The sequence below is a fragment of the Mesorhizobium sp. B2-4-6 genome (genome assembly GCF_006442775.1).
In the GTDB taxonomy this organism is placed as follows: domain Bacteria; phylum Pseudomonadota; class Alphaproteobacteria; order Rhizobiales; family Rhizobiaceae; genus Mesorhizobium.
This window is the reverse complement of record NZ_VFVI01000001.1, coordinates 118,901-141,134: the sequence shown is the minus strand read 5'-3', so window position 1 is coordinate 141,134 and position 22,234 is coordinate 118,901. Positions and strand designations below refer to the sequence as shown.

General features: G+C 64.1%; 18 protein-coding genes. 15 read left to right on the top strand and 3 right to left on the bottom strand.

The genetic code is table 11. From position 1 onward, the window contains the following. Positions 1 to 178 precede the first annotated feature (178 nt). Positions 179 to 1,726 (bottom strand): sigma-54 dependent transcriptional regulator, encoded by a 1,548-nt coding sequence (locus FJ957_RS00640; RefSeq protein WP_140827405.1) that lies wholly within the window; start codon positions 1,724 to 1,726, stop codon positions 179 to 181. 159 nt (positions 1,727 to 1,885) lie between these two features. Between FJ957_RS00640 and FJ957_RS00635 the strand changes: the two genes are divergently transcribed. From FJ957_RS00635 to FJ957_RS00585, 11 genes are all read left to right on the top strand, one after another. Further along, complete coding sequence (locus FJ957_RS00635) at positions 1,886 to 3,724, top strand: M3 family oligoendopeptidase (RefSeq protein ID WP_181177459.1); 1,839 nt, start codon at positions 1,886 to 1,888, stop codon at positions 3,722 to 3,724. 355 nt (positions 3,725 to 4,079) lie between these two features. Further along, positions 4,080 to 4,784, top strand: coding sequence for a proton-conducting membrane transporter (locus FJ957_RS00630; protein ID WP_140827403.1), 705 nt, complete (start codon positions 4,080 to 4,082; stop codon positions 4,782 to 4,784). 159 nt (positions 4,785 to 4,943) lie between these two features. Then, positions 4,944 to 6,089: an aminodeoxychorismate synthase component I gene (locus FJ957_RS00625; protein WP_140827402.1), complete on the top strand. Its 1,146-nt coding sequence runs from the start codon at positions 4,944 to 4,946 to the stop codon at positions 6,087 to 6,089. Further along, a complete protein-coding gene (locus FJ957_RS00620) occupies positions 6,038 to 6,700 on the top strand; it encodes an aminotransferase class IV family protein (protein ID WP_140827398.1) in 663 nt (220 codons plus the stop codon). The genes FJ957_RS00625 and FJ957_RS00620 overlap by 52 nt, the downstream gene beginning before the upstream one ends. 25 nt (positions 6,701 to 6,725) lie before the next feature. Beyond that, positions 6,726 to 7,661, top strand: coding sequence for a DUF3445 domain-containing protein (locus FJ957_RS00615; RefSeq protein ID WP_140827393.1), 936 nt, complete (start codon positions 6,726 to 6,728; stop codon positions 7,659 to 7,661). 131 nt (positions 7,662 to 7,792) lie between these two features. After that, positions 7,793 to 9,238, top strand: coding sequence for a homospermidine synthase (locus tag FJ957_RS00610; protein WP_140827389.1), 1,446 nt, complete (start codon positions 7,793 to 7,795; stop codon positions 9,236 to 9,238). Between the two features lie 86 nt (positions 9,239 to 9,324). Beyond that, the gene (locus FJ957_RS00605) at positions 9,325 to 9,702 is read left to right on the top strand and encodes a hypothetical protein (RefSeq protein ID WP_140827387.1); all 378 of its coding nucleotides are present in this window, start codon (positions 9,325 to 9,327) and stop codon (positions 9,700 to 9,702) included. A gap of 190 nt (positions 9,703 to 9,892) precedes the next feature. After that, positions 9,893 to 12,007 carry a bifunctional metallophosphatase/5'-nucleotidase gene (locus FJ957_RS00600; protein WP_140827385.1) on the top strand — a complete coding sequence of 705 codons (2,115 nt, stop codon included), beginning with the start codon at positions 9,893 to 9,895 and terminating at the stop codon, positions 12,005 to 12,007. Between the two features lie 142 nt (positions 12,008 to 12,149). Then, on the top strand, positions 12,150 to 13,214 hold the full coding sequence (gene hemH, locus FJ957_RS00595; RefSeq protein ID WP_140827383.1) for a ferrochelatase: 1,065 nt from the start codon (positions 12,150 to 12,152) through the stop codon (positions 13,212 to 13,214). A 239-nt stretch (positions 13,215 to 13,453) separates the two neighbouring features. Continuing rightward, positions 13,454 to 14,404, top strand: coding sequence for an SPFH domain-containing protein (locus tag FJ957_RS00590; RefSeq protein ID WP_140827381.1), 951 nt, complete (start codon positions 13,454 to 13,456; stop codon positions 14,402 to 14,404). Positions 14,405 to 14,427: 23 nt separating this feature from the next. After that, positions 14,428 to 14,892 (top strand): NfeD family protein, encoded by a 465-nt coding sequence (locus tag FJ957_RS00585; protein ID WP_140706926.1) that lies wholly within the window; start codon positions 14,428 to 14,430, stop codon positions 14,890 to 14,892. Positions 14,893 to 14,900: 8 nt separating this feature from the next. On the opposite strand, the gene FJ957_RS00580 is transcribed toward FJ957_RS00585, so the two are convergent. Further along, entirely contained in the window at positions 14,901 to 15,902 is a 1,002-nt protein-coding gene (locus FJ957_RS00580) for a KpsF/GutQ family sugar-phosphate isomerase (protein ID WP_140827380.1), read from the bottom strand. A 160-nt stretch (positions 15,903 to 16,062) separates the two neighbouring features. On the opposite strand from FJ957_RS00580, the gene FJ957_RS00575 reads away from it, so the two are divergent. Beyond that, positions 16,063 to 17,859 carry an outer membrane beta-barrel protein gene (locus FJ957_RS00575; protein ID WP_140827378.1) on the top strand — a complete coding sequence of 599 codons (1,797 nt, stop codon included), beginning with the start codon at positions 16,063 to 16,065 and terminating at the stop codon, positions 17,857 to 17,859. Positions 17,860 to 18,017: 158 nt separating this feature from the next. Here the strand turns inward: FJ957_RS00575 and galU are convergent, their stop codons facing one another. Continuing rightward, a complete protein-coding gene (galU, locus tag FJ957_RS00570) occupies positions 18,018 to 18,923 on the bottom strand; it encodes a UTP--glucose-1-phosphate uridylyltransferase GalU (RefSeq protein ID WP_140706922.1) in 906 nt (301 codons plus the stop codon). Positions 18,924 to 19,162: 239 nt separating this feature from the next. On the opposite strand from galU, the gene FJ957_RS00565 reads away from it, so the two are divergent. From FJ957_RS00565 to FJ957_RS00555, 3 genes are all read left to right on the top strand, one after another. Further along, entirely contained in the window at positions 19,163 to 20,383 is a 1,221-nt protein-coding gene (locus FJ957_RS00565; RefSeq protein ID WP_140706920.1) for a lytic murein transglycosylase, read from the top strand. Between the two features lie 114 nt (positions 20,384 to 20,497). Further along, positions 20,498 to 21,715 (top strand): DUF459 domain-containing protein, encoded by a 1,218-nt coding sequence (locus tag FJ957_RS00560; protein ID WP_140827376.1) that lies wholly within the window; start codon positions 20,498 to 20,500, stop codon positions 21,713 to 21,715. A gap of 87 nt (positions 21,716 to 21,802) precedes the next feature. Continuing rightward, positions 21,803 to 22,210 (top strand): MAPEG family protein, encoded by a 408-nt coding sequence (locus tag FJ957_RS00555; RefSeq protein WP_140651499.1) that lies wholly within the window; start codon positions 21,803 to 21,805, stop codon positions 22,208 to 22,210. The last annotated feature ends 24 nt before the right edge of the window (positions 22,211 to 22,234 follow it).

Below are 22,234 nucleotides of genomic sequence, written 5' to 3'. Positions count from 1 at the left end.
TCGTGGTAAACCGCTGGTTTAGATCGAGAATCCGGCCTCGGCCAGAACACGATCTGTTACCGTTGGGGTTAATGCGTGATCCTCGGCAACGCCAACCGCTGAAAACCCTATGTTTTCACGTCAAAAGCGACAATTTGACTCGGATTTTAGGCAAGCAAGCTGGTTCGAGGCTTGCCTGTCATGAGGCAAGCCGGTCGACGCGGCCGGCTTCGGGGTCAATGCCATATTCCTTCAACTTGCGGTAGAGCGTTGAGCGGCCGATGCCCAACCGGCGGGCGACTTCGCTCATCTGGCCATTGTAGTGGTCGATCGCAAGCTTGATCATTTCGAGCTCGACATCGGCCAGCGCCCGCACATTGCCGCGCTCGTCAAGCGCGCGAAGCGTCCCGAAACGCGGCTGCGGCCTGGCCGGCGCCTCGCCGTCGGCCAAACCGGCCGCCGTTGCGTCGGCAACGGTCTCCTCCGCTTGCCGGGACGCGTCCGCAATCGTTTCGGCGACTGCGGATGCCGGTTCCGCTTCGAGATTGACCGTGCCTTCCACCTGCGCCCGAATCTGCGGGAACTCCTCCTCGGTCAGCACATCCCCCTCGGCAAGCACCGAGGCGCGGAAGACCGCATTTTCCAGCTGGCGGATATTGCCCGGCCAGTCATAGGCCTGCAGCATGGCAAGCGCCGCGGCCGATATGCCGGCAAGGCGGCGGCGCGGATCGGTCGGCGCGACCTTCTCCATGAAATGCCGGACAAGGTAGGGAACGTCGTCGCGGCGGTCGCGCAGTGGCGGCACGAAGATCGGATAGACGTTCAGCCGGTAGAACAGGTCCTCGCGGAACTTGCCGTCCTTGACCTGCTGCAGGAGGTTCCGGTGCGTGGCCGAGATCAGCCTTATATCGACCTTGACGGTCGAACGGCCGCCGACCGGGTCGACCTCGCCCTCCTGCACGGCGCGCAGCAGCTTGACCTGGACGTCGAGCGGCAGATCGCCGATCTCGTCGAGGAACAGCGTGCCGGAATTCGCCTCGACGAATTTGCCGGTGTGCTTGTCGGTAGCGCCGGTGAAGGAACCCTTCTCGTGGCCGAACAGGATCGATTCGACGAGATTGTCAGGGATGGCGCCGCAATTGACGGTGACGAACGGTTTCGAGCGGCGGTCGCCGCTGCCCTGGATGGCGCGCGCCACCAGTTCCTTGCCGACGCCGGATTCGCCCTCGATCAGGATCGGGATGTTGGAGGCCGCCGCTTTCTGTCCAAGGCGTATCACCCGGTCCATTGCCGGGCTGCGCGTGATCATGTCCTTGAAGGTGAGATGGCCGCCGCCGCGGCGCCGCGACGCGCGCTTCATCTCGTCCTCGACGGCTTCCACCTTGAGCGCGTTGGAGATCGCGGTCTGCAGCCTGTCGGGCGACGCCGGCTTGACGACGAAATCAAAGGCGCCATGCCGCATCGCCGAGACGACGGTCTCGATGCCGCCTTGGGCCGTCTGCACGATGACGGGAATGTTGATGGCGCGCTCGCGCATCGCCTTCAGCACGCCGATGCCGTCGAGGCCGGGCATGACGAGATCGAGAATGACGACGGAGATCTCGCGCGCGTTCGGGCCATCGAGCGCGTCGAGGCCGGCCTCGCCGCTATCCCTGACGATCGCTCTGTGGCCGAACTTGGTCAGCGCGGCCTCGACCAGCCTGCGCTGCACCGGATCGTCATCGACTATGAGTATGGAACCTGTCATGACTGTTTGAGTTGTCCGCCCGAGAAAATCCCCGTGGATCATCTTGGCACAGGGTTCTAAATAAGGTTTCAAAAAACCCGGTGAACGAATTCCTTAGGATTTGACCGGCTTCTCCTTTCCCTTTGATTCTGGCTCCTTGGTTCAAAAAAGGTATTGTTGATGCGCATGATGTTTGGTCAGCGGCTTGCGGCGGCGTCGTCCGGACAGGGCGCGGCGGAGCTTGGCGCCCTGCCGGAGTGGAATCTCGCCGATCTCTATTCCGGCATGGAAGCGCCGGAGTTGAAGCGCGACATCGCCAAGGCGGCCAGCGACGCCATCGCCTTCGAGAGCCGCTGGAAGGGTACGCTGGCCGCGGAAGCCGGGCGCGGCGCCGCCGGCCAGCTGGGCGAGGCGCTCAAGGCCTATGAGGCGCTCGAGGAACTGATCGGCCGCATCGTTTCGTATGCCGGCCTCGTCTATGCCGGCAACACGGCCGATCCGCAGCGCGCCAAGCTCTATGGCGACGTCCAGGAAAAGATGACGGACGCCAGCGCGCATCTCCTGTTCTTCGCGCTTGAGCTCAACCTGATCGACGATGCGGCGATCGAAAGCGCTTTGGCCGCCGACAAGGCCTTCGGCCACTACCGGCCTTGGGTGCTCGACCTCAGGAAGGACAAACCCTACCAGCTCGAGGACCGCGTCGAGCAGTTGTTCCACGAAAAGTCGGTCACCGGGCGCGGCGCCTGGAACCGCCTGTTCGACGAGACGATGACCGACCTGCGCTTCGACGTCGACGGCGAGGAACTGACGCTCGAGCCGGCGCTGAACCGGCTGCAGGATTCGAACGGCGAGGTGCGCCGCCGCGCCTCCGAGGCGCTGGCCGCCACGTTCCGCAAGAACCTGCGCACCTTCACGCTCATCACCAACACTTTGGCCAAGGACAAGGAAATCTCCGACCGCTGGCGCGGCTTCCAGGATATCGCCGACTCGCGCCACCTCGCCAACCGTGTCGAGCGCGATGTGGTCGATGCGCTGGCCGCGGCTGTGCGCGAGGCCTATCCGCGGCTGTCGCACCGCTATTACGCGATGAAGGCGCGCTGGCTCGGCATGGAGGTGATGAACCATTGGGACCGCAACGCGCCCCTGCCGGAAACGCCGCAGGCGGTGATCAGCTGGGACGACGCCAGGGACACGGTGCTCTCCGCGTACCAGCGCTTCTCGCCGGACATGGCCGAAATCGCCCGCGGCTTTTTCGATCGCAGATGGATCGACGCGCCGGTGCGGCCCGGCAAGTCCCCGGGCGCCTTCGCCCACCCGACGGTGCCGTCGGCGCATCCCTACGTGCTGCTCAACTACATGGGCAAGCCGCGCGATGTGATGACGCTGGCGCATGAGCTCGGCCATGGCGTGCACCAGGTGCTGGCCGCCGGCCAGGGCGCGCTGATGGCCTCGACGCCGCTGACGCTGGCCGAAACCGCCTCCGTCTTCGGCGAGATGCTGACCTTCCGCTCGCTGCTCGAGCAGACCGGCGACAAGCGCGAGCGCAAGGCCATGCTCGCCCAGAAGGTCGAGGACATGATCAACACCGTCGTGCGCCAGATCGCCTTCTACGAGTTCGAGCGCAAGGTGCATGCCGAACGCAAGAACGGCGAGCTGACCTCGGACAGGCTCGGCGAATTCTGGCTGGAAGTGCAGGCCGAGAGCCTGGGGCCGGCGATCAAGCTGCGCGAGGGATACGAGGTCTTCTGGACCTATATCCCGCATTTCATCCACTCGCCTTTCTACGTCTATGCCTATGCTTTCGGCGATTGCCTGGTGAATTCGCTCTATGCCGTCTACCAGAATGCCGAGCGCGGATTTCAGGAGAAGTATTTCGAGATGCTGCGCGCCGGCGGCACGAAGCATCACTCCGAGCTTCTTGCGCCCTTCGGCCTCGACGCCACCGATCCCGCATTCTGGCAGATCGGCCTCGGCGTCATCGGTTCGTTGATCGACGAATTGGAAGCGCTCGATAGTTGACGACAACTACGGCGCGGGCATCGGTCGTAATAGTTTAGCCGGGATGCATATTAGCAAGGGTCTATTCTTGCCCTAAATAGCTGTTCTTGAATAACTCTCCGGCGCATTTTTCAACTAGCTTTCGACAAGCCATATGATAGCGTCCGGCCTCAAGCTCAGCCGGACGCATCGCGCGGGCCAGAGATGGCCGGCCGCTACGCCACGGCGAATGCGATGATGGCCTTCGGCCCGGACAAGGCCGAACGCCGATGGCTCGATTGAAGCCGGCGGTTCCGCCGACCACGGAACCTTTGACGATCCTTGGCGTGAGCTCGCCTTTCCGGGCCTCGGCCGACAGATCGGACTGGAGAGGGAAATGAGCACTTTCTTCTACATGCTCCTGGCGTTCGTTGTGGGTATCCTGGTTGGCTGGTTCATCTGGGGCCGCCTGCGCGGCGAACTCGACAGTCTGCGTGGCGATCTCGACCGCACGCGAAGCGAGCGCGACAGGCTGCGCGCCGACAGCGATCGGTTGAAGGGCGATCTCGACGCCTGCGGCCGTGCCCGCGCCGACCTCGAAGGCCGGTTGCGTGATGCGCCTTCCGCGAAGGCCGGCGCCGATAAGGCCGCCACGCCGGCACCGGCAGCGCTGATGACCGCGACATCGGCGGCGGCAAAGGCCGGGCCCACAAAGCCCGCCGCTGCAAAGAAGCCGGCCGCAACGAAGACTGCAGCGGCACCGAAGCCGGCGGCCAAAGCCGCCGCGCCCAAGAAGGCGGCAGCACCCGCGGCAAAGAAGGCGGCAGCGCCGCAGGCCGCGACCGGCAAGGCCGACAATCTGCGCCGCCTCATCGGCATTGGCCCGGTCAACGAAAGGCTGCTCAAAGGCCTCGGCGTCACCACCTATGCCGAGATCGCCGCCTGGACCGCCGCCGACGTCAAACGCATCGAGGAAGTGCTCAATTTCGACGGCCGTATCGCGCGCGAAAAATGGATCGAGCAGGCGAAATTGCTGGCCGCCGGCAATGAGGCCGAGTTCGCCCGTCAATTCCCGACGGCCGGAACCGCAAGCAACACCTGAGCAACCAGGCTTGGTTGGCAGCAAGGCGGCGTCCATATGGACGCCGTCTTTGTTTTGGGCCAGCCACCTTTGCGCCGCCGGACGCCGCTCCCTCGATTGCGCCCCACCGGCCCCCCATATAGAGCGGTCGACGGTGCTTTTTGTCCGCATTCGAGGCTCATGTCCCTGCCAGCAGCCCTTTTCCGCAACGACGCGACCGCTCGTCAGCTGGTCTTCGACCGGCCGCGCGAGATCATCGTCGCGCAGGCCGCGGAAGAGTTCATGCCCGCGCTTGAAAGGGCGCAGGCCGCATCGGACGCCGGCAAATGGCTGGCAGGCTATTTCTCCTACGAAGCCGGTTACCTGCTCGAGCCGAAACTGGTGCCGCTGTTGCCCGAAGGCCGCCGTGCGCCGCTGGTCTGCCTTGGCGTCTTCGATGCGCCTGTCGAGCAAGCGGTGCCGCAAAAAGCAGGACCCGCCAGCAACGGCCCGATCTTCGATGCAAGGGCAACATGGTCCGCCGAGGCCTATGCCGGCCGCTTCGCGCGCCTTCACAACCACATCCGCAAGGGCGATTGCTACCAGGGCAACCTCACCTTCCCGGTTCGCGCGCAATGGTCCGGCGATCCGCTTGCGGCCTTCGACGCGCTGACGGAACGCCAGCCGGTCAAATATGGCGCGCTGGTCTCGCTCGGCGATCCGGTCGTCCTGTCGCGCTCTCCCGAATTGTTCTTCGAGATCGATGCCGACGGCATGATCGAGACACACCCGATGAAAGGCACCGCGCCACGCGGCGCGACCAAGGCCGAGGACGCGCGGCTGAAGGCCTTCCTGCGCAACGACGAGAAGAACCAGGCCGAGAACCGGATGATCGTCGACCTTTTGCGCAACGACATTTCCCTGATCAGCGAAGTCGGCACGCTGGACGTGCCGGAACTGTTCCGCATCGAGACCTATCCGACGGTGCACCAGATGGTGAGCCGCGTGCGGGCGCGGCTTTTGCCCGGCATCGGCATCCGCCAGCTCTTCGCCGCGATCTTCCCCTGCGGCTCGATCACCGGCGCGCCGAAAATCCGCGCCATGGAAATCCTGCACGAGCTGGAAGACGCGCCGCGTGACGTCTATTGCGGCGCCATCGGCTGGATCGCGCCCGGCGGCAGGATGCGGTTTTCGGTGGCGATCCGCACCATCTCGCTCTTTGCCGACGGCGAGGCCGTCTACAATGTCGGCGGCGGCGTCGTCTTCGATTCGACCGCCGAGGAGGAGTATCGGGAGTGTCTGTTGAAAGCGCGCTTCGCGACGGGAACGGCGCCGGCTTCGAACTGATCGAGACCATGCGCTGGGAGCCCGGTTCCGGCTTCCTGCGCTTCGAGCGCCACCTGGCCAGGCTTTATGCGTCCGCCGCCGAACTCGGCTTCGCCTGCGATCCCGGACGGATCGGCGAAGTGCTGTCGAACACCGTCAGCGGACACCGAACTGCCTCGCGCGTGCGCCTTGCCTTGCAGCGCAATGGCGAAGTGACAGCTGCTGCGCAACCCTATGAACCGCTGCCCGCCGACAAGGTCTGGCGGCTGCAACTGGCGCGTGTCCGTCTCGATTCCGGCGACACGCTGCTGCGCCACAAGACAAGCCGGCGCCAAGTCTACACGCAGGCACGCGCCGAATATCTCGCGACCCACGCCGACGAGGTGCTGCTGGCCAACGAGCGCGGCGAGCTCTGCGAGGGCACGATCACCAATCTCTTCGCCGATTTCGGCAGCGGCCCGCTCGCCACGCCCCGCCTCGACTGCGGCCTTTTGCCTGGAATATTGCGCGGCCAGCTTCTGGACGAAGGCCGCGCGGTGGAAGCGATCTACAGCTTCGATGACCTGAAGGCGGCGAAGGCGATCTTCGTCGGCAATTCGCTGCGCGGGCTGGTCCCGGCGCAACTGGGCTGACACAGCGTACTGTTTGAAGCAAAGAATGATCCTTCGCCAGCCGACCCACACGCCCTATGACGGATCCTCGAAACTCTTCGCCATCGGGCTGAAGCCGCTCGACTTCGACCGCTGGATCGAGGTCGATGAATTCCTGTTGCCGCATCTGGCCGAAAAGCAGCGGCTCTACAGGGAGATCCCGCAAAAGGTCTTTGTCGAGGAAGGCGGCACCCGCGACGCTCAACGCGAGGTGCTCGACCTGCTCGTCGCCCATCTCGAGGCCGCGCATTCCGGCACGCACCGCCGTGACCGAGCCGATTTCAAGCCGATCGGTTTCGACCGGACGATCGACCGGTTGCCTCCTGCCCTGCGCGAGGCACCGCTCGCACAGGCTTCGCTGCTGGTCCAGGAGGACCTGATCCTGATGCGCCGCGACGAGCGCGGCTGGCGGCTCGCCGCCGGCTCGCTTTGCTTTCCCTCGTCCTGGTCGCTCCAGGAAAAATTCGGCAAGCCGCTGCAGGAAATCCACGAACCGGTGCCTGGATTCGGACCCGGCACGCGGCCGGCCGAACTCATCAACCGCATGTTCGACGGCCTGCAGGGCCAGGCGGTCGAGCGCTTCAACTGGTCGATCCAGGCGGATGACAGGCTCTATCATCCGCTTTCCAATGTCGAGCGCATCGACCGCGCCACGAGCCGCCCGAGCCGCTTCCCCGACGGCGATGTCGACGCCCACGCCTTCATCCGCGTCGAACGCCAGACGCTGCGCAAGCTTCCCGCGTCGCGCGACATCCTGTTCACCATCCGCATCCATCTCGATCCGCTCAAGGTGCTCGATGCCCATCCGGACCGGGCAACGCTGGCTGCATCCTTCGTGGAGCAGCTCCTGGCCCTCGACCAGCAACAACTCGACTACAAGGGCCTGACCGCCGACCGAGACCGGCTGGTTGCATTCCTAAACGGTATCGCCGGATCAGCTTAACCACGCCGCCAAACCGACTTACCCGCGATTGGCGCTTTTCGCTGGTTTATGACAATGATCTGTGGTGTACGGCTTGGCCGTCGGGCGAAAAACGCTCGGTTTTACGCGTGTTTGAAGGAGTGTGCGAAAAAATGGCGAATGAAAACTGGCCCGTTTACGGTGAAATCACCGGTCCCGTCGTGATGATCGGCTTCGGTTCGATCGGGCGGGGAACGCTGCCGCTGATCGAACGCCATTTCAAGTTCGACAAGTCGCGCATGACGGTCGTCGATCCGCGCGACACCGACCGCAAGCTGCTCGACGAGCGTGGCATCGCCTTCGTCCAGGACGCGGTGACCGAGAAGAATTACAAGAAGCTGCTGACGCCGCTTCTGACCAATGGCGGCGGCCAGGGCTTTTGCGCCAACCTGTCGGTCGACACCGGCTCGGTGGACCTGATGAAATTGTGCCGCAAGCTCGGCGTGCTCTACATCGACACCGTCGTCGAGCCGTGGCTCGGCTTCTATTTCGACTCCGAGGCCGACAATGCCAGCCGCACCAACTATGCGCTGCGCGAGGCGATGATTGAGGAAAAGCAGGACAAGCCCGGCGGCCCGACGGCGGTCTCCACCTGCGGCGCCAATCCCGGCATGGTCTCGTGGTTCGTCAAGAAGGCGCTGGTCAACCTCGCCACCGATCTCGGTCTCGTGTTTTCAGAGCCCGCGCAGGAAGACCGCGAGGCCTGGGCCAGGCTGATGAAGAAGGCTGGCGTCAAGGGCATCCATATCGCCGAGCGCGACACACAGCGCACCAAGAAGCCGAAGCCGATGAACGTGTTCTGGAACACCTGGTCGGTCGAAGGCTTCATCTCGGAGGGACTGCAGCCGGCCGAGCTCGGCTGGGGCACGCATGAGAAGTGGATGCCGAAGAACGGCAAGAAGCACAAGCACGGTTCCAAGGCGGCGATCTATCTGGAACAGCCGGGCGCCAACACGCGCGTGCGCTCCTGGTGCCCGACGCCGGGCGCGCAATACGGCCTCCTGGTGACGCATAACGAGGCGATCTCGATCGCCGATTTCTTCACCGTGCGCTCGAAGAAGGGCAAGCTTCAATACCGCCCGACCTGCCACTACGCCTACCATCCCTGCAACGACGCCTTGCTGTCGCTGGACGAGATGTTCGGCGCCGCCGGCAAGCCGCAGCCGGTTCACCACGTGCTCGACGAAAACGAGCTGGTCGACGGCGTCGACGAGCTAGGCGTGCTGCTCTACGGCCATGACAAGAACGCCTACTGGTACGGCTCGCAGCTGTCGCTGGCCGAGGCGCGCAAGCTCGCCCCCTACCAGAACGCCACCGGCCTGCAGGTCACCTCGGCGGTGCTCGCCGGCATGGTCTGGGCGCTGGAGAATCCGACCGCCGGTATCGTGGAGGCCGACGAGATGGACTACCGGCGTTGCCTCGAAGTGCAGTCGCCTTATCTCGGGCCGGTCAGGGGCTACTACACTGACTGGACGCCGCTGGATAATCGGCCGGGTCTCTTCCCGGAGGATCTGGACAAGGACGATCCGTGGCAGTTCCGCAACATTCTGGTCCGATAGCGCCGGGACTGACCAGAGCCACCGCCTTGCAATCGCCCGGAAATCGGGCGATTGAAGGATGCGGACTGAGGAGAGGATTTTCAAAAATGACCATTGCGCGCAAACTGCTTTCGGCAGGCGCCGCGGCAAGCCTTTTGGCTGCGGCCGCCTGCACCACCACCGGTCCCTCGGACCAGCCGTCGATGGCGGCGGCGCCGAAGGGCGTCGAGGGCAACTGGATCGACGCCAAGGGCACCGGCCTGTCGACCTTCACGGCTGGCAGCTTCACCACCGTCGCAACCGACACCGGCCAGAAGCTGTCGGAAGGCAGCTACACCATGACCGGCGCGACCTCGGTCGAGATCCATGGCACCTCGTTGATCCGCCAGACCCCGGTCAGCTTCAACTGCCTGATGATCTCCACCAGCCAGCTCAACTGCACCAGCGCCAGCGGCCAGAATTTCGTGCTGACGCGCCGGGCTTGAGGGTTCGCAAATCGTCGGCTGACAGAACGGCGGCGCAGGCCGCCGTCCTTTTTTGTGCCGGCAAAACACTTCCGGATTTCCACTTGCATCGCCCGGGACCCGATGTGAACATGACCCGAGGCTGACTGTTATTGTCCGGTCAAGCGGGGTCATCAAGCACCTTCGAAGTCAGCTCATCCGGGAGACGAAGATGAAGAAGATTGCCGCGATCCTAGCCCTCTCCGCCTCGACGCTCGGCCTGTCTGCCGGCGCATCTTTTGCCGACTACACGCTGAACATCCTGCATTTCAACGATTGGCACAGCCGCATCGAAGGCAACAACAAATACGAGTCGACCTGTTCCGCCGACGAGGAGACCAAGGGCGAATGCATCGGCGGCGCCGGCCGGCTGATCACCGCGATTGCTGAGCAGCGCAAGAAGCTCGAAGGCCAGAACGTGCTGCTGCTCAACGCCGGCGACAACTTCCAGGGATCGCTGTTCTACACCACCTACAAGGGTGCGGTGGAAGAGGAGTTCCTCAATCAGATCAAGCCCGACGCGGTAACGCTCGGCAACCATGAGTTCGACGACGGCGAGACCGCGCTGGTGCCGTTCCTCGACAAGGCGAAATTCCCGATCGTCAGCGCCAATGTCGTGCCCAACGACAAGTCGGGTGCGGCGGGCAAGATCAAGCCTTCGATCGTCGTCGAGGTCGGCGGCCAGAAGATCGGCATCATCGGCGCCGTCACCAACGACACGCCGGAACTCGCCTCGCCCGGCCCGAACATCGCCATCGCCGACGATGTCAAGTCGATCACGGCCGAGGTCGAGAAGCTGAAGGCGCAAGGCATCAACAAGATCATCGCCGTGACGCATATCGGCTATAGGCGCGAGCGCGACGTCATAGCGAAAATTCCCGGCATCGACGTGGTGGTCGGCGGCCACAGCCATACGCTTCTGTCGAACACCGACCCGAAGGCCGAGGGTCCCTATCCTACGATGGTCGACAACCCCGACGGCTCCAAGGTGCCGGTGGTGCAGGCGGCGTCCTATTCGAAATATCTCGGCGAGTTCAAGGTCGTGTTCGACGACAACGGCGTCGTCAAGGAGGCCAGCGGCGACCCGATCTACCTCGACAAGTCGATCACCCCCGATCCGGCCGTGCTGGCCCGCATCAAGGAACTCGGCGCGCCGATCGAGGCGCTGAAGAACAAGGAGGTGGCCGAGACCACCAAGGCGATCGACGGCAGCCGGGAGAATTGCCGCGCGCGCGAATGCGAGATGGGCAACCTCGTCTCCGACGCCGTTCTCGACCGCACCAAGGGCCAGGGCGTCGAAATCGTCATCTCGAACGGCGGTGGCCTGCGCGCTTCGATCGACCAGGGTACGGTGACCATGGGCGAGGTACTGACCGTGCTGCCGTTCCAGAACACGCTGGCCACCTTCAAGATCTCGGGCAAGGACCTGGTCGCGGGCCTCGAAAGCGGCCTCAGCCAGATAGAGGACGGCGCCGGCCGTTTCCCGCAGGTCGCCGGCATCAAATATTCCTTCGACAGATCGGTCGCGCCCAATGCCGGCCGCGTCAAATTGGTCGAGGTGATGGAGAACGGCGCATGGGCGCCGATCAATCCCGACAAGCAGTACCTCGTCGCCACCAACAATTACGTTCGCCAGGGCGGCGACGGCTACAAGGTCTTCGCCGACAAGGCCACGGACGCCTATGATTACGGTCCCGGCCTCGAGCAGGTGGTGGCCGACTATCTCGGCGCCCACCAGCCCTACACGCCGAAGCTTGACGGCCGCATCACCGAGATTGCGGCAACGACCGCGGCGGCTGAGCCGGCAAAACCAGCCGAGACGGCCGCAACAACTCCCGCACCGGCGGAGCCGGCAAAGCCGGCTGAGGCCGCTCCTGCAGCCACGACCCAGGCGCCGGCAGCCGAGGCGGCAAAACCGGCCGAGACCGCACCGGCCGCGAGCGAACCGGCAATGCCGGCTCTGCCCTCCGGTTCCAGCGACATCGCCGGCACGCCGCCGGCGGTTCCGGCTGAAACCGCCCCCGCGGCGCCGGCCGCGGAACCAGCAAAGCCTGCCGAGGCTGCCCCGGCAACTCCTGCACCAGCCGCCGAGCCTGCCAAGTCCGCTGAAGCACCGCCGGCCGAGACCAGCCACACCGTCGGCGCCGGCGATACCTATTGGGACCTGGCCAAGCAAGCCTATGGCGATGCCACCAAGTGGAAGCTCATCTCCGAAGCCAACAAGGATTATAAGCCGCGCCGCCTGCCGCTCGGCGCGACGCTGACCATTCCGCCGGCCGCGAAGTAAGCGGCCACCCGGAATTCATGGCGCCCGCCCGGAAACGGGCTGGTGTTCCTTTTCCGGTGCCAAACACGATAAGGTGCGGCCAGACGCAGCATTGAAAACCGGCAGGGCATCGCTAGTTTCGCGGCGCTACCGGAGACTGTTCATGACGCTTGCCAGCCCCACCGATGCCAAAGCCGCAAAGGCCGCTGGCCCGCCGCCGGCGAGCGCTGCACCAGCCAGGACGGGCAAGATCGGCATCATGCTGGTCAATCTCGGCACGCCGGACGGCACCGATTTCAAGCCGATGTGGCGCTACCTGCGCGAATTCCTCTCCGACCCGCGCGTCATCGAGCTCAACAAGGCGATCTGGTATCCGATCCTCTACGGCCTCGTGCTGACCACTCGGCCGAAAAAATCCGGCGCCAACTACGCCCGTATCTGGAACCGGGAGATGAACGAGTCGCCGCTGCGCACGTTCACCCGCGCCCAGGCCGAAAAACTCGCCGTAGCGCTCGGCGACTTGCCCAACGCGACGGTCGACTGGGCGATGCGCTACGGCAACCCCTCGACGGCGAGCGTCGCACAAAAGCTGGTCGCGCAAGGCTGCGAGCGCATCCTTTCCTTCCCCCTGTACCCGCAATATTCGGCGACGACGACAGCGACCGCGAACGACCAGCTGTTTCGCGCGCTGATGAAGATGCGCCGCGCGCCGGCGGTCCGCAGCGTGCCGCCCTATTACGACGAGCCGGTTTACATCGAAGCGCTGGCGCAGTCGATCGAACGGCATCTGGCGAGCCTCGATTTTCAGCCGGAAGTGGTCATCGCCTCCTATCACGGTATTCCGAAACCCTACTCCGACAAGGGCGATCCCTACGGGGCGCATTGCCTCGAGACGACGCGGCTGCTGCGGGCAAGGCTCGGCTGGGACGAGAACAAGCTCATCACCACCTTCCAGTCGCGCTTCGGCGCGCAGGAATGGCTGCAGCCCTATACCGACGTCACGGTCGAGAAACTGGCTAAGGACGGCGTGAAGTCGATCGCCGTCGTCAACCCGGGCTTCTCCGTCGACTGCATCGAGACGCTGGACGAGATCGGCCGCGAGGCGGCCGAAACCTTCCATCACGCCGGCGGCAAGAATTTTGCCCACATCCCCTGTCTCAACGACAGCGTCGAGGGCATGGCGGTCATCGAGGCGCTGGTGCGGCGCGAGCTTGCCGGCTGGGTGTGACCGCCTTCACCGACTGATGCATGTCGCCCAGAAGTGTGCAGCGGTTCTGGGACAACGACATGCATCAAGACAATGACTTAAAGCGTGTCGACTGAATCCGTTTCAGCGCGACGCGCTTTAGCTTGAAACCGGTGCGCAAAAGCCTTCGCTAACCAATATTCCCGATCACCTGATTGTAACGTTGCGGAAACACACTTAAGTGATTCCGTGAAGTCGGTGCCTATTGAGGGAGATACGAAATGGGCTTCAGCGGTTTCGATATTGCTATCGTCGTTCTTGTCTTCCTGGTCATCATCCTTCTTTTCAAAGGCATCAAGACGGTGCCGCAAGGTTACAATTACACGGTGGAACGCTTCGGCCGGTACACAAAGACGCTGACTCCCGGCCTGAACATCATCAACCCCATCTTCGAGCGCGTCGGTGCCAAGATGAACATGATGGAGCAGGTGCTCGATGTGCCGACGCAGGAGATCATCACCCGCGACAACGCCATCGTCGGTGTCGACGGCATCGCCTTCTACCAGATACTCAACGCCCCTCAGGCAGCCTATCAGGTCTCCGGACTGCAGAACGCCATCCTCAACCTGACCATGACCAACATCCGCACCGTCATGGGTTCGATGGACCTCGACGAATTGCTGTCCAACCGCGACGCCATCAACGAGCGCCTGTTGCGTGTCGTCGACGAGGCGGCGCATCCGTGGGGCATCAAGATCACCCGCGTCGAGATCAAGGACATCAATCCGCCGGCCAATCTCATCGAATCGATGGGCCGCCAGATGACGGCCGAGCGCAACAAGCGCGCCCAGATCCTGGCCGCCGAAGGCCTCAAGCAGTCGCAGATCCTCGAGGCCGAGGGCCGCAAGGAAGCAGCCTTCCGCGACGCCGAGGCGCGCGAGCGCTCGGCTGAAGCGGAGGCCAAGGCGACGCAGGTCGTGTCGGAAGCTATCGCCAAGGGCGACGTCCAGGCGCTCAACTACTTCATCGCCCAGAAATACACCGAGGCGCTGACCAAGATCGGCTCGGCTACGAACAGCAAGATCGTGCTGATGCCGCTGGAGGCCTCGTCGCTCATCGGCACGCTGGGTGGCATCGGTGAGATCGCCAGGGAAATGTTCAAGAACGACGGTAGCGCCGGCACGCAACGGCAGACGGCGCGCCCGCCGGTGGTTCGCCCGAACGACAACTGATGTCTGCGGTATAGGTGGGCATTATGATAGACCGTATCGTTTCCGAACTCGGCCCGTGGAACTGGATGGTTCTGGGCTTCGTGCTCCTGGTGATGGAGATCGTTGCGCCAGGCGTCTTCATGCTGTGGATCGGCATCGCGGCGCTGATCATCGGCGCTGTGTCGCTGGCGATCTGGGACGCCGCCTTCTGGACCTGGCAGGTCCAGGTCCTCGCCTTCCTCGTGCTGGCCGTTGTGTCGGCCTATGTCGGCAGGCAGATCGCCTTCAGCCGGCAGGGCAGCGGCGACCAGCCGCTGCTCAACCGCCGCGGCGCGCAGATGGTCGGCCGCACGGCGACGCTGGCCGAGCCGATCAAGAACGGCCGCGGCCGCATCCGGCTCGGCGACACGCTGTGGCGCGTCTCCGGTCCCGACCTGCCGGTCGGCGCGCAGGTGCGCGTCACGGGAGCCGCGGATACCGATCTGGAGCTTACAGTCGAAGCGATCTGAAGGCGGACCTAAGCGGCGCCGATGCGCAACAGATCGTGGAGATGGACGAGCCCGACGGGCCGTCCGCCCTCGACAACCATCAGGCTGGTGATGGCGGATGTATTGATCGTCTGCAGCGCCGTCGCCACCAGCGTGTCCGGACTCGCCGTCTTCGGCTTCTTGGTCATCACCTGATCGACGCTCATCGTCAGAATGTCGTTGCCGATATGGCGGCGGATATCGCCGTCGGTGATGATGCCGACCAGCGCGCCGTCGGCGGCGGTGATCGCCACGCAGCCGAAGCCCTTACGCGACAGCTCCAGGATTGCCTCACGCATTGCGGTGCCCGACGGCACCAGCGGCAGCCTTTCACCGACATGCATGATTTCGCGCAGCTGGGTCAGATTGGCTCCAAGCTGCCCGCCCGGGTGGAAGGTGCGGAAATGGTCCGGCGTGAAGCCCCGCGCCTCGAGCAGCGCGATCGCCAGCGCATCGCCCATTACGAGTTGCAGCAAGGCCGACGTTGTCGGCGCCAGCCCGTGCGGACAGGCCTCCGGCACCGCCGGCAGGAGCAGCACGACATCGGCGGCCCGCGCCAGCGCCGAGCTCTCGCCAGAGGTGATGGCGATCAACGGAATGGAAAAACGCCTGGAGTAGGCGACGATGCCCATCAATTCCTTGCTCTCGCCCGACCAGGACATGGCGATGATGGCGTCATCCCGGGCGATCATGCCGAGATCGCCGTGATTGGCCTCGGCCGGATGGACGAAAAAGGCAGGCGTGCCGGTCGAGGCAAGCGTCGCGGCGATCTTGGCGCCGATATGGCCGCTCTTGCCGACGCCGGTGACAATGACGCGGCCCTCGATCCGCGAGATCAGGTCGATCGCGGCGGCAAAAGGCTCGGCCAGCCCGTCTGCGAGCGCGGCGGCCAGGGCAGCCACACCCGCCTGCTCCGTCGCCACCGTTCTCAGCGCCGATTCGATCGCAGCCTGCCTGTCCGGCTGCTTTCTTTCTGGGGACCCCGCATGCATGGCGCAAGCGATTAGCGCTTTGCCGCGCCCCTGTCCAACAGAATTGCCGCGGCCTGCCGATCCGGGCGGCTCCAAGGCGGCTGTCTCAACCCTCCGTTAACCATCCGCATTTACGGTTCGGTAAGTATGGCGCAACTGCGCCGCGCAAGCAGTGGTGACGATGTCCGGGGGCCAGTCTGAAACGAAAATCGGTCGAAGGGGCATTGCTGTCGCGGCACTGCTGCTGACGGCAAGCGCGCTTGCCTTGCTGCGTCCCGCTCCGGCATTTTCCCAGGAAACAGAGCTGCGCGGCGAGGTCTCCGAATCGGCCATACTCGCCGACCAGCAGCGCAAGGCCAGGCAGTTGAGGGCGCAAGGGTCGCTGGATCAGACCCCGCCCGCGGCCGCTCAGAACACGGCACCGACGACCTACCAGCCGTCGAGCCCCGGCGCCGTTCCCGATGACGATCAGACGGCGGGCGCGACGGACAGCATCTTCGACCAGCCGCAGGTAACAGACGATCCATTGGTCGACACGAAGGCGCCGGCAAAACCCCGCCGGCCATCGACGGCTGCTCAGCGTGCCCGGGACGCCAAGTCCGCCGCCAAGGCGAATACCAAGACCGCCGACAAGAAGAAGGCCAAGAAGAAGGCGGGCGAGGCTACCGACGGCACGACCACCGCCGCGACCACCGCCACCGGCGACCAGGCTGATGCTGCGGCGACCGACGATGACGGCAGCAACCGGCGTGCCGTCACCATCGACAGCGTCGACAAGCAGAAGCTCGACCCAGGCCAGGAGCGCACGGCATCCATCGAAGGCCAGAAGGTCAAGCCGGAGGACGATCCTTTCGCCGCTCCCGGTGTCAAGGTCGGCACCTTTGTCTTCCGGCCGACGCTCGAGCAGGGCTTCACCGCGACCTCCAACGCCGATTCCAGCAGCACCGGCAAATCGGCGGTTCTGTCCGAGACGGCGCTGCGTTTCACCGCGACCTCCGACTGGCGCGAGAATTCAGCCTTGGTCACCGGCTACGGTCAGTTCCGCAACAGCGTCTCGGGCGAAAAGATCAACGATGCGCAAGGCCGCATTGAAGGTCAGCTCAATGTCGATCTCGACAACGAGCTGCGCGCCATTGCCAAGCTGGGCTATGAAGCCGCGCCCGAATCGGCCTCCTCGCCGGATGCGATCGCCGGCGTCACCTCGCAGCCGCTGCGCCAGACCGTCGACGGCAGCCTTGGTCTCGAAAAAAGTATCGGCAAGATGCATTACGCGCTGACCGGCGCGGTCTCGCACGACTTCTACGGCGACGCCGAGCTCACCGACGGCACCAGCATCTCGCAGAAAGATCGCAACAACACGCTCTACACCGCCACCTTGCGCACCGGTTATGAGATCTCGCCAGCGCTGACGCCCTTCACGGAAGTCGAGCTCGGCCGTAGGGTCTATGATCAGCGTCTCGATGCCGACGATTTCGCTCGCTCCTCCAAGAGGTTCGGAGCGCGCGCCGGCCTCGAGCTCGATATGGGTGACAAGCTTTCGGGCGAATTCTCCGTTGGCTGGCTGCGCGAGGCGCTCGACGACAGCCGCCTCCCGACGATCGCCGGTCCCAGCGTCAACGCCGACCTCAAATGGTCGCCCGAGCGCGGCACAACCATCGGGCTCACCGGAAAGACCGAAGTAGAGACCACCACGACGGCAGGCCAGAGCGGCGATATCCTCTACTCCGGCCGTTTGACCGGCGAGCGCCAGATCCGCGCCAATCTGACGGCGAACTCGGCGCTGGGCCTCGACTGGCGCGATTACACCGGCTCCGACGGCCACGACATGATCCTGAGCGCCGAGGCCGGGCTGACCTGGTGGCTGAACCGCTATGCCGGGGTCACCACCAGGGTGAGGACGGAGAAGCTGACCAGCAACCTGCCAGGACGCGACTACACGGCCAACAGCGTCTATCTCGGATTGAAGGTCCAGCGCTGAACGCAGTGGACGACCAAGCCTATGTCGAGATTCAGGTCAGGCCGAGTCGAGAGCGGTGGGTTCCGAGAACCGGAGCGGAGCGTACTCAAAGTATGTGAGCACCGGAAGCGCAGGAACCGGCCGTTCGCAGACCGGCCTCACCTGAATATCGGCATAGGCTAGAACGCCGCCCCGCGGCGCTCTGCCGGCCGCACCTCGTCGAGCAGCGTGCGGATGACGCCGGCCATGCTTTCGTTCATGTCGCTGCGCCACAGAGCAAAGGCGACATTGGCCTCGACGAAACCTTCCGGCGAGCCGCAGTCGAAGGTGCGCCCCTTGTAGTGATAGCCGTAGAAGGGCTGCTTCTTCTCCAGCTTCAGCATCGCGTCGGTCAGCTGGATCTCGTTGCCGGCGCCGCGTTCCTGGCTTTCCAGGATGCCGAAGATTTCCGGCTGCAGGATGTAGCGGCCGTTGATGAAGAGGTTGGAGGGCGCTGTGCCCTGCTTCGGCTTCTCCACCATACCGGTGATGCGGAAGCCGTGATGCGTAGCCTCGCCGCGGCCGACAATGCCGTATTTATGCGCCTCGGCCGGATCGCATTCCTGCACGGCGATGATGTTGTTGCCGGTCTCGGCATAGAGCTCGACCATGTCCTTCATGCAGCTCTTTTCCGACTGCATGATCATGTCCGGCAAAAGCAGCGCGAACGGTTCGTCGCCGACCAGTTCGCGGGCGCACCAGACAGCGTGGCCGAGGCCCATCGGCACCTGCTGGCGCGTGAAGCTCGTCTGTCCCGGCGCCGGCTGGAGCCGCTGCAGGCGGGCGAGCTGCTCGTCCTTGCCACGCTGGGCGAGCGTGTCATACAGCTCGAACTGGACGTCGAAATGGTCCTCGATGACCGCCTTGTTGCGCCCGGTCACGAAGATGAAATGCTCGATGCCGGCCTCGCGCGCCTCATCGACCACATATTGGATGACCGGCCGGTCGACGACGGTCAGCATTTCCTTCGGGATGGCCTTGGTGGCTGGAAGAAACCGCGTGCCGAGGCCCGCGACCGGGAAAACTGCCTTGCGAACGCGCTTCATGCCGACACCCCTGCGTTTCAGCCAATTATCCGCTCGGCTACATGCTCCGCAATCCCCCCAGAGATTTTCACGCGGAAATCATTTTCACGCCGGAATGTTGGACTACCGAACGGCCAAGTTGAATATGAGAGCTAAAAGCCGCGACACCTCTTTTCGTTCCCGGCGGCACCTATGGTAAACTAAATACTAACCCGGTTCGGCGTTGAATGATCCTTCCTGATTTGACGAAGGAGGAAATGATGTCCGTTCGCAACACCGCGAGGCGCCTGACGGCACTGGTGACGGCAGCCGGCCTCACGCTGGCCTTGCTGCTGCCCGCCGGACCCGCTTTCGCCGATGCCGGGTTCCGCCAGTGGGTCTCGGGTTTCCGCGCCACCGCGGTGGCGGGCGGCGTTTCGGGCGCTGTTTACGATCAGTCCATGAGAGGCATCGAGCCCGACCCGGTCGTGTTGGAAAAAGCCCGCACCCAGCCGGAATTCACCGCGCCCGCCTGGGACTATTTCGACAACCGCGTGCATGACCAGTCGGTGGCCAACGGCCAGTCGATGGCGAGGAAATGGAAACCGTGGCTCGACCGGATCGAGGCGCGGTTCGGCGTCGACCGCAATGTTCTTCTCGCCATCTGGTCGATGGAATCGAACTATGGCGAGATCCTCAAGCGCGACGACATCATGCGCAACGTCATCCGTTCGCTGGCGACGCTCGCCTATGGCGACCCGAAGCGCTCGAAATATGCCCGTACCCAGCTGATCGCCGCCCTGAAGATCCTGCAGACCGGCGACATCGATGAGAGCCATCTGATGGGCTCCTGGGCCGGCGCGATGGGCCAGACCCAGTTCATCCCGACCAGCTATCAGCGCTATGCGGTCGACATGGACGGCAACGGCAAGCGTGACATCTGGAATTCGATTCCCGACGCGCTGGCGACCTCCGCCAACCTTTTGAAGAAGAACGGCTGGCAGGCCGGCAAGACCTGGGGCTATGAAGTGACCATACCAGCCGGCAAGCTGCCCGGCGGCGCAAAGACGATCGCTCAATGGCAGGCGCTCGGCGTCGTTAGGGCCAGCGGCAAGCCGTTCAAGAACCTGACCGACAAGGCGACGCTGAAAGTGCCGGACGGCCGCGGCGGCCCCGCCTTCCTGATGATCAGGAATTTCTCGGTCATCAAGGCCTACAACAACGCCGACAAATACGCTTTGGCCGTCGGTCTCCTGGCCGACGAGATCGCCGGCGGCACCGGCCTGGTGCAGGACTGGCAGCGGCCTTTCACCAAGCTCAGCTTCGAGGAGCGGCAGGAGCTGCAGAAGCGGCTTTCCGATCACGGCTATTATGATGGCAAGTTCGACGGCAAGATCGGCGATGGCTCGAAGGCCGCCATCATGGCCTATCAGGCCAAGGTCGGCTTGAACCAGGATGGCTATCCGAGCATGGAAGTGCTCAAATGGCTCCGCAAGCAGTAGAGCCACCCATGGCTGCAGGCATCCTTTCAAAGGCGGCAAGGATGCTGTAGCGCTTCGGCTTGCGCATGACTTTCCAGCGTCTGCCTGGTCATGCGCCAAGGGATGGAGAGGTGTTTGGTGTCGGTCGCGCGTATCAGGCAGGGCATTCGCCGGGCGCCGATCCTGATTCTCGCCCTGGCCGTGCTTGTCGTCACCGCCGCCGGCGCTTTCCACGCACCGGCATTCGCGCAGGAGGAAAGCCGCGGCTGGTCGCTGCGTGACCTCCTGTTCCCGCGCCGCAGCGAACGCGTCGAGCCACCGGTCGAGATCCAGAAATCAAGGCCGAAACCGAAGAAGAAATCCAAGCCTCGCCCGCCGGCCGAGCCGGAAACGCCGATCGTTGAGAAGACGAACGACGCCCGTGTCGTGCTGGTGGTTGGCGATTTTCTGGCGGGCGGGTTGGCCGAAGGCCTGGACACCGCCTTTGCCGACAATCCCGCCATCAGGATCGTTGCCCGCAGCAACGGGTCGTCGGGCTTCGTGCGCGACGATTTCTATAACTGGCCGGTCGAGATCAAGTCGTTGATCGAGACCGAGAAGCCGTCGGCCGTGATCGTCATGCTGGGCTCCAACGACCGCCAGCAGATGCGGGTCGGCGAGGTGCGCGAGCAGCCCCGCTCGGAGAACTGGACCAAGGAATACGAGCGCCGCACCGATGCGTTAGGCAAGGCCATCCAGGACACCAAAGTGCCGTTCCTATGGGTCGGCATGCCGGCTTTCCGCGTGTCGAAGATGAACTCGGACATGCTTGCCTTCAACGACATCTATCACTCGGCCGCCGAAAAGCATGGCGGCGAATTCGTCGATGTCTGGGACGGCTTCGTCGACGAGAACGGCGCTTTCGTCACCTCCGGCCCGGACATCAACGGCCAGCCGGTTCGCTTGCGTTCCGACGACGGCATCAACGTCACCAAGGCCGGCAAGCGCAAGCTCGCTTTCTACACGGAAAAGCCGTTGGCCAAGATCCTGGGCCTGGCGGCGCCGGGAAGCGTCACGACCATGTCGGCGCCGGCCGGCGCTCCGGTCGAGGCGCCGAAGCCGGCCGCGGCGCCCGTCATCGTCGACCGCACCGCGCCGATGCTGCTCGGCGACCCGTCGCTCGACGGCGGCACCGAACTGCTGGGCGCCGCGCAGCCGGCCAAGGCCGATCCGAACCTGCCCGGCGGAAAGCTGATCCTGGAAGGCAAGGCGCCGGCCGCCTCTCCCGGCCGCGCCGACGATTTTTCCTGGCCGCCGAAGCCGCAGCCGGCGACCACGGCTGTAGAGTCCGACCCGGCGCCGGCGACTCCGTGACCGACATTCCTGCGTAGCGGCAATTTCGCGCCAAGCCGAACAATGACATTGTTGGATTTTGACCGAAGTCAAAGTCGGGGGGCGAATATGTCGGCAACAGGCTATGCCTTGCTTGGGTTCGTGACTTGGACCCTCTTATTGCTCATATGGATGGAAATCCTGCGCACCCATCTTGTGGTGAGCGGCCGCGTCCCCGCGAATGGCTTCGCACCGGACAACGCCGGTCTTTCGCCCTTCTTGCAGCGGCTGGCGCGCGCCCATGCCAATTGCATCGAAGGCCTTCCCATATTCGGAGGTCTCATGGCCCTGGCCATAATGAGCGCGCGCGCCTCGATTACCGATCCGCTCGCATATTGGTTTCTAGGCGCGAGGCTGGTGCAGTCGGCCATTCATTTGACGTCGACAAGTCCGACCGCTGTCAAGGCTCGATTTTCGGCGTTCTTGGTCCAGATGGCCATCGGCCTCTATTGGGCGATAAAGCTGTTGCTTAGCTAGGCTGCGCTTCGCGAAAGGCTGCGG

Coding starts and splice junctions, on each gene's coding strand:
- FJ957_RS00640 (WP_140827405.1), bottom strand. CDS start 1,726: ATGACAGGTTCCATACTCATAGTCGATGACGATCCGGTGCAGCGCAGG.
- FJ957_RS00635 (WP_181177459.1), top strand. CDS start 1,886: ATGCGCATGATGTTTGGTCAGCGGCTTGCGGCGGCGTCGTCCGGACAG.
- FJ957_RS00630 (WP_140827403.1), top strand. CDS start 4,080: ATGAGCACTTTCTTCTACATGCTCCTGGCGTTCGTTGTGGGTATCCTG.
- FJ957_RS00625 (WP_140827402.1), top strand. CDS start 4,944: ATGTCCCTGCCAGCAGCCCTTTTCCGCAACGACGCGACCGCTCGTCAG.
- FJ957_RS00615 (WP_140827393.1), top strand. CDS start 6,726: ATGATCCTTCGCCAGCCGACCCACACGCCCTATGACGGATCCTCGAAA.
- FJ957_RS00610 (WP_140827389.1), top strand. CDS start 7,793: ATGGCGAATGAAAACTGGCCCGTTTACGGTGAAATCACCGGTCCCGTC.
- FJ957_RS00605 (WP_140827387.1), top strand. CDS start 9,325: ATGACCATTGCGCGCAAACTGCTTTCGGCAGGCGCCGCGGCAAGCCTT.
- FJ957_RS00600 (WP_140827385.1), top strand. CDS start 9,893: ATGAAGAAGATTGCCGCGATCCTAGCCCTCTCCGCCTCGACGCTCGGC.
- hemH (WP_140827383.1), top strand. CDS start 12,150: ATGACGCTTGCCAGCCCCACCGATGCCAAAGCCGCAAAGGCCGCTGGC.
- FJ957_RS00590 (WP_140827381.1), top strand. CDS start 13,454: ATGGGCTTCAGCGGTTTCGATATTGCTATCGTCGTTCTTGTCTTCCTG.
- FJ957_RS00585 (WP_140706926.1), top strand. CDS start 14,428: ATGATAGACCGTATCGTTTCCGAACTCGGCCCGTGGAACTGGATGGTT.
- FJ957_RS00580 (WP_140827380.1), bottom strand. CDS start 15,902: ATGCATGCGGGGTCCCCAGAAAGAAAGCAGCCGGACAGGCAGGCTGCG.
- FJ957_RS00575 (WP_140827378.1), top strand. CDS start 16,063: ATGTCCGGGGGCCAGTCTGAAACGAAAATCGGTCGAAGGGGCATTGCT.
- galU (WP_140706922.1), bottom strand. CDS start 18,923: ATGAAGCGCGTTCGCAAGGCAGTTTTCCCGGTCGCGGGCCTCGGCACG.
- FJ957_RS00565 (WP_140706920.1), top strand. CDS start 19,163: ATGTCCGTTCGCAACACCGCGAGGCGCCTGACGGCACTGGTGACGGCA.
- FJ957_RS00555 (WP_140651499.1), top strand. CDS start 21,803: ATGTCGGCAACAGGCTATGCCTTGCTTGGGTTCGTGACTTGGACCCTC.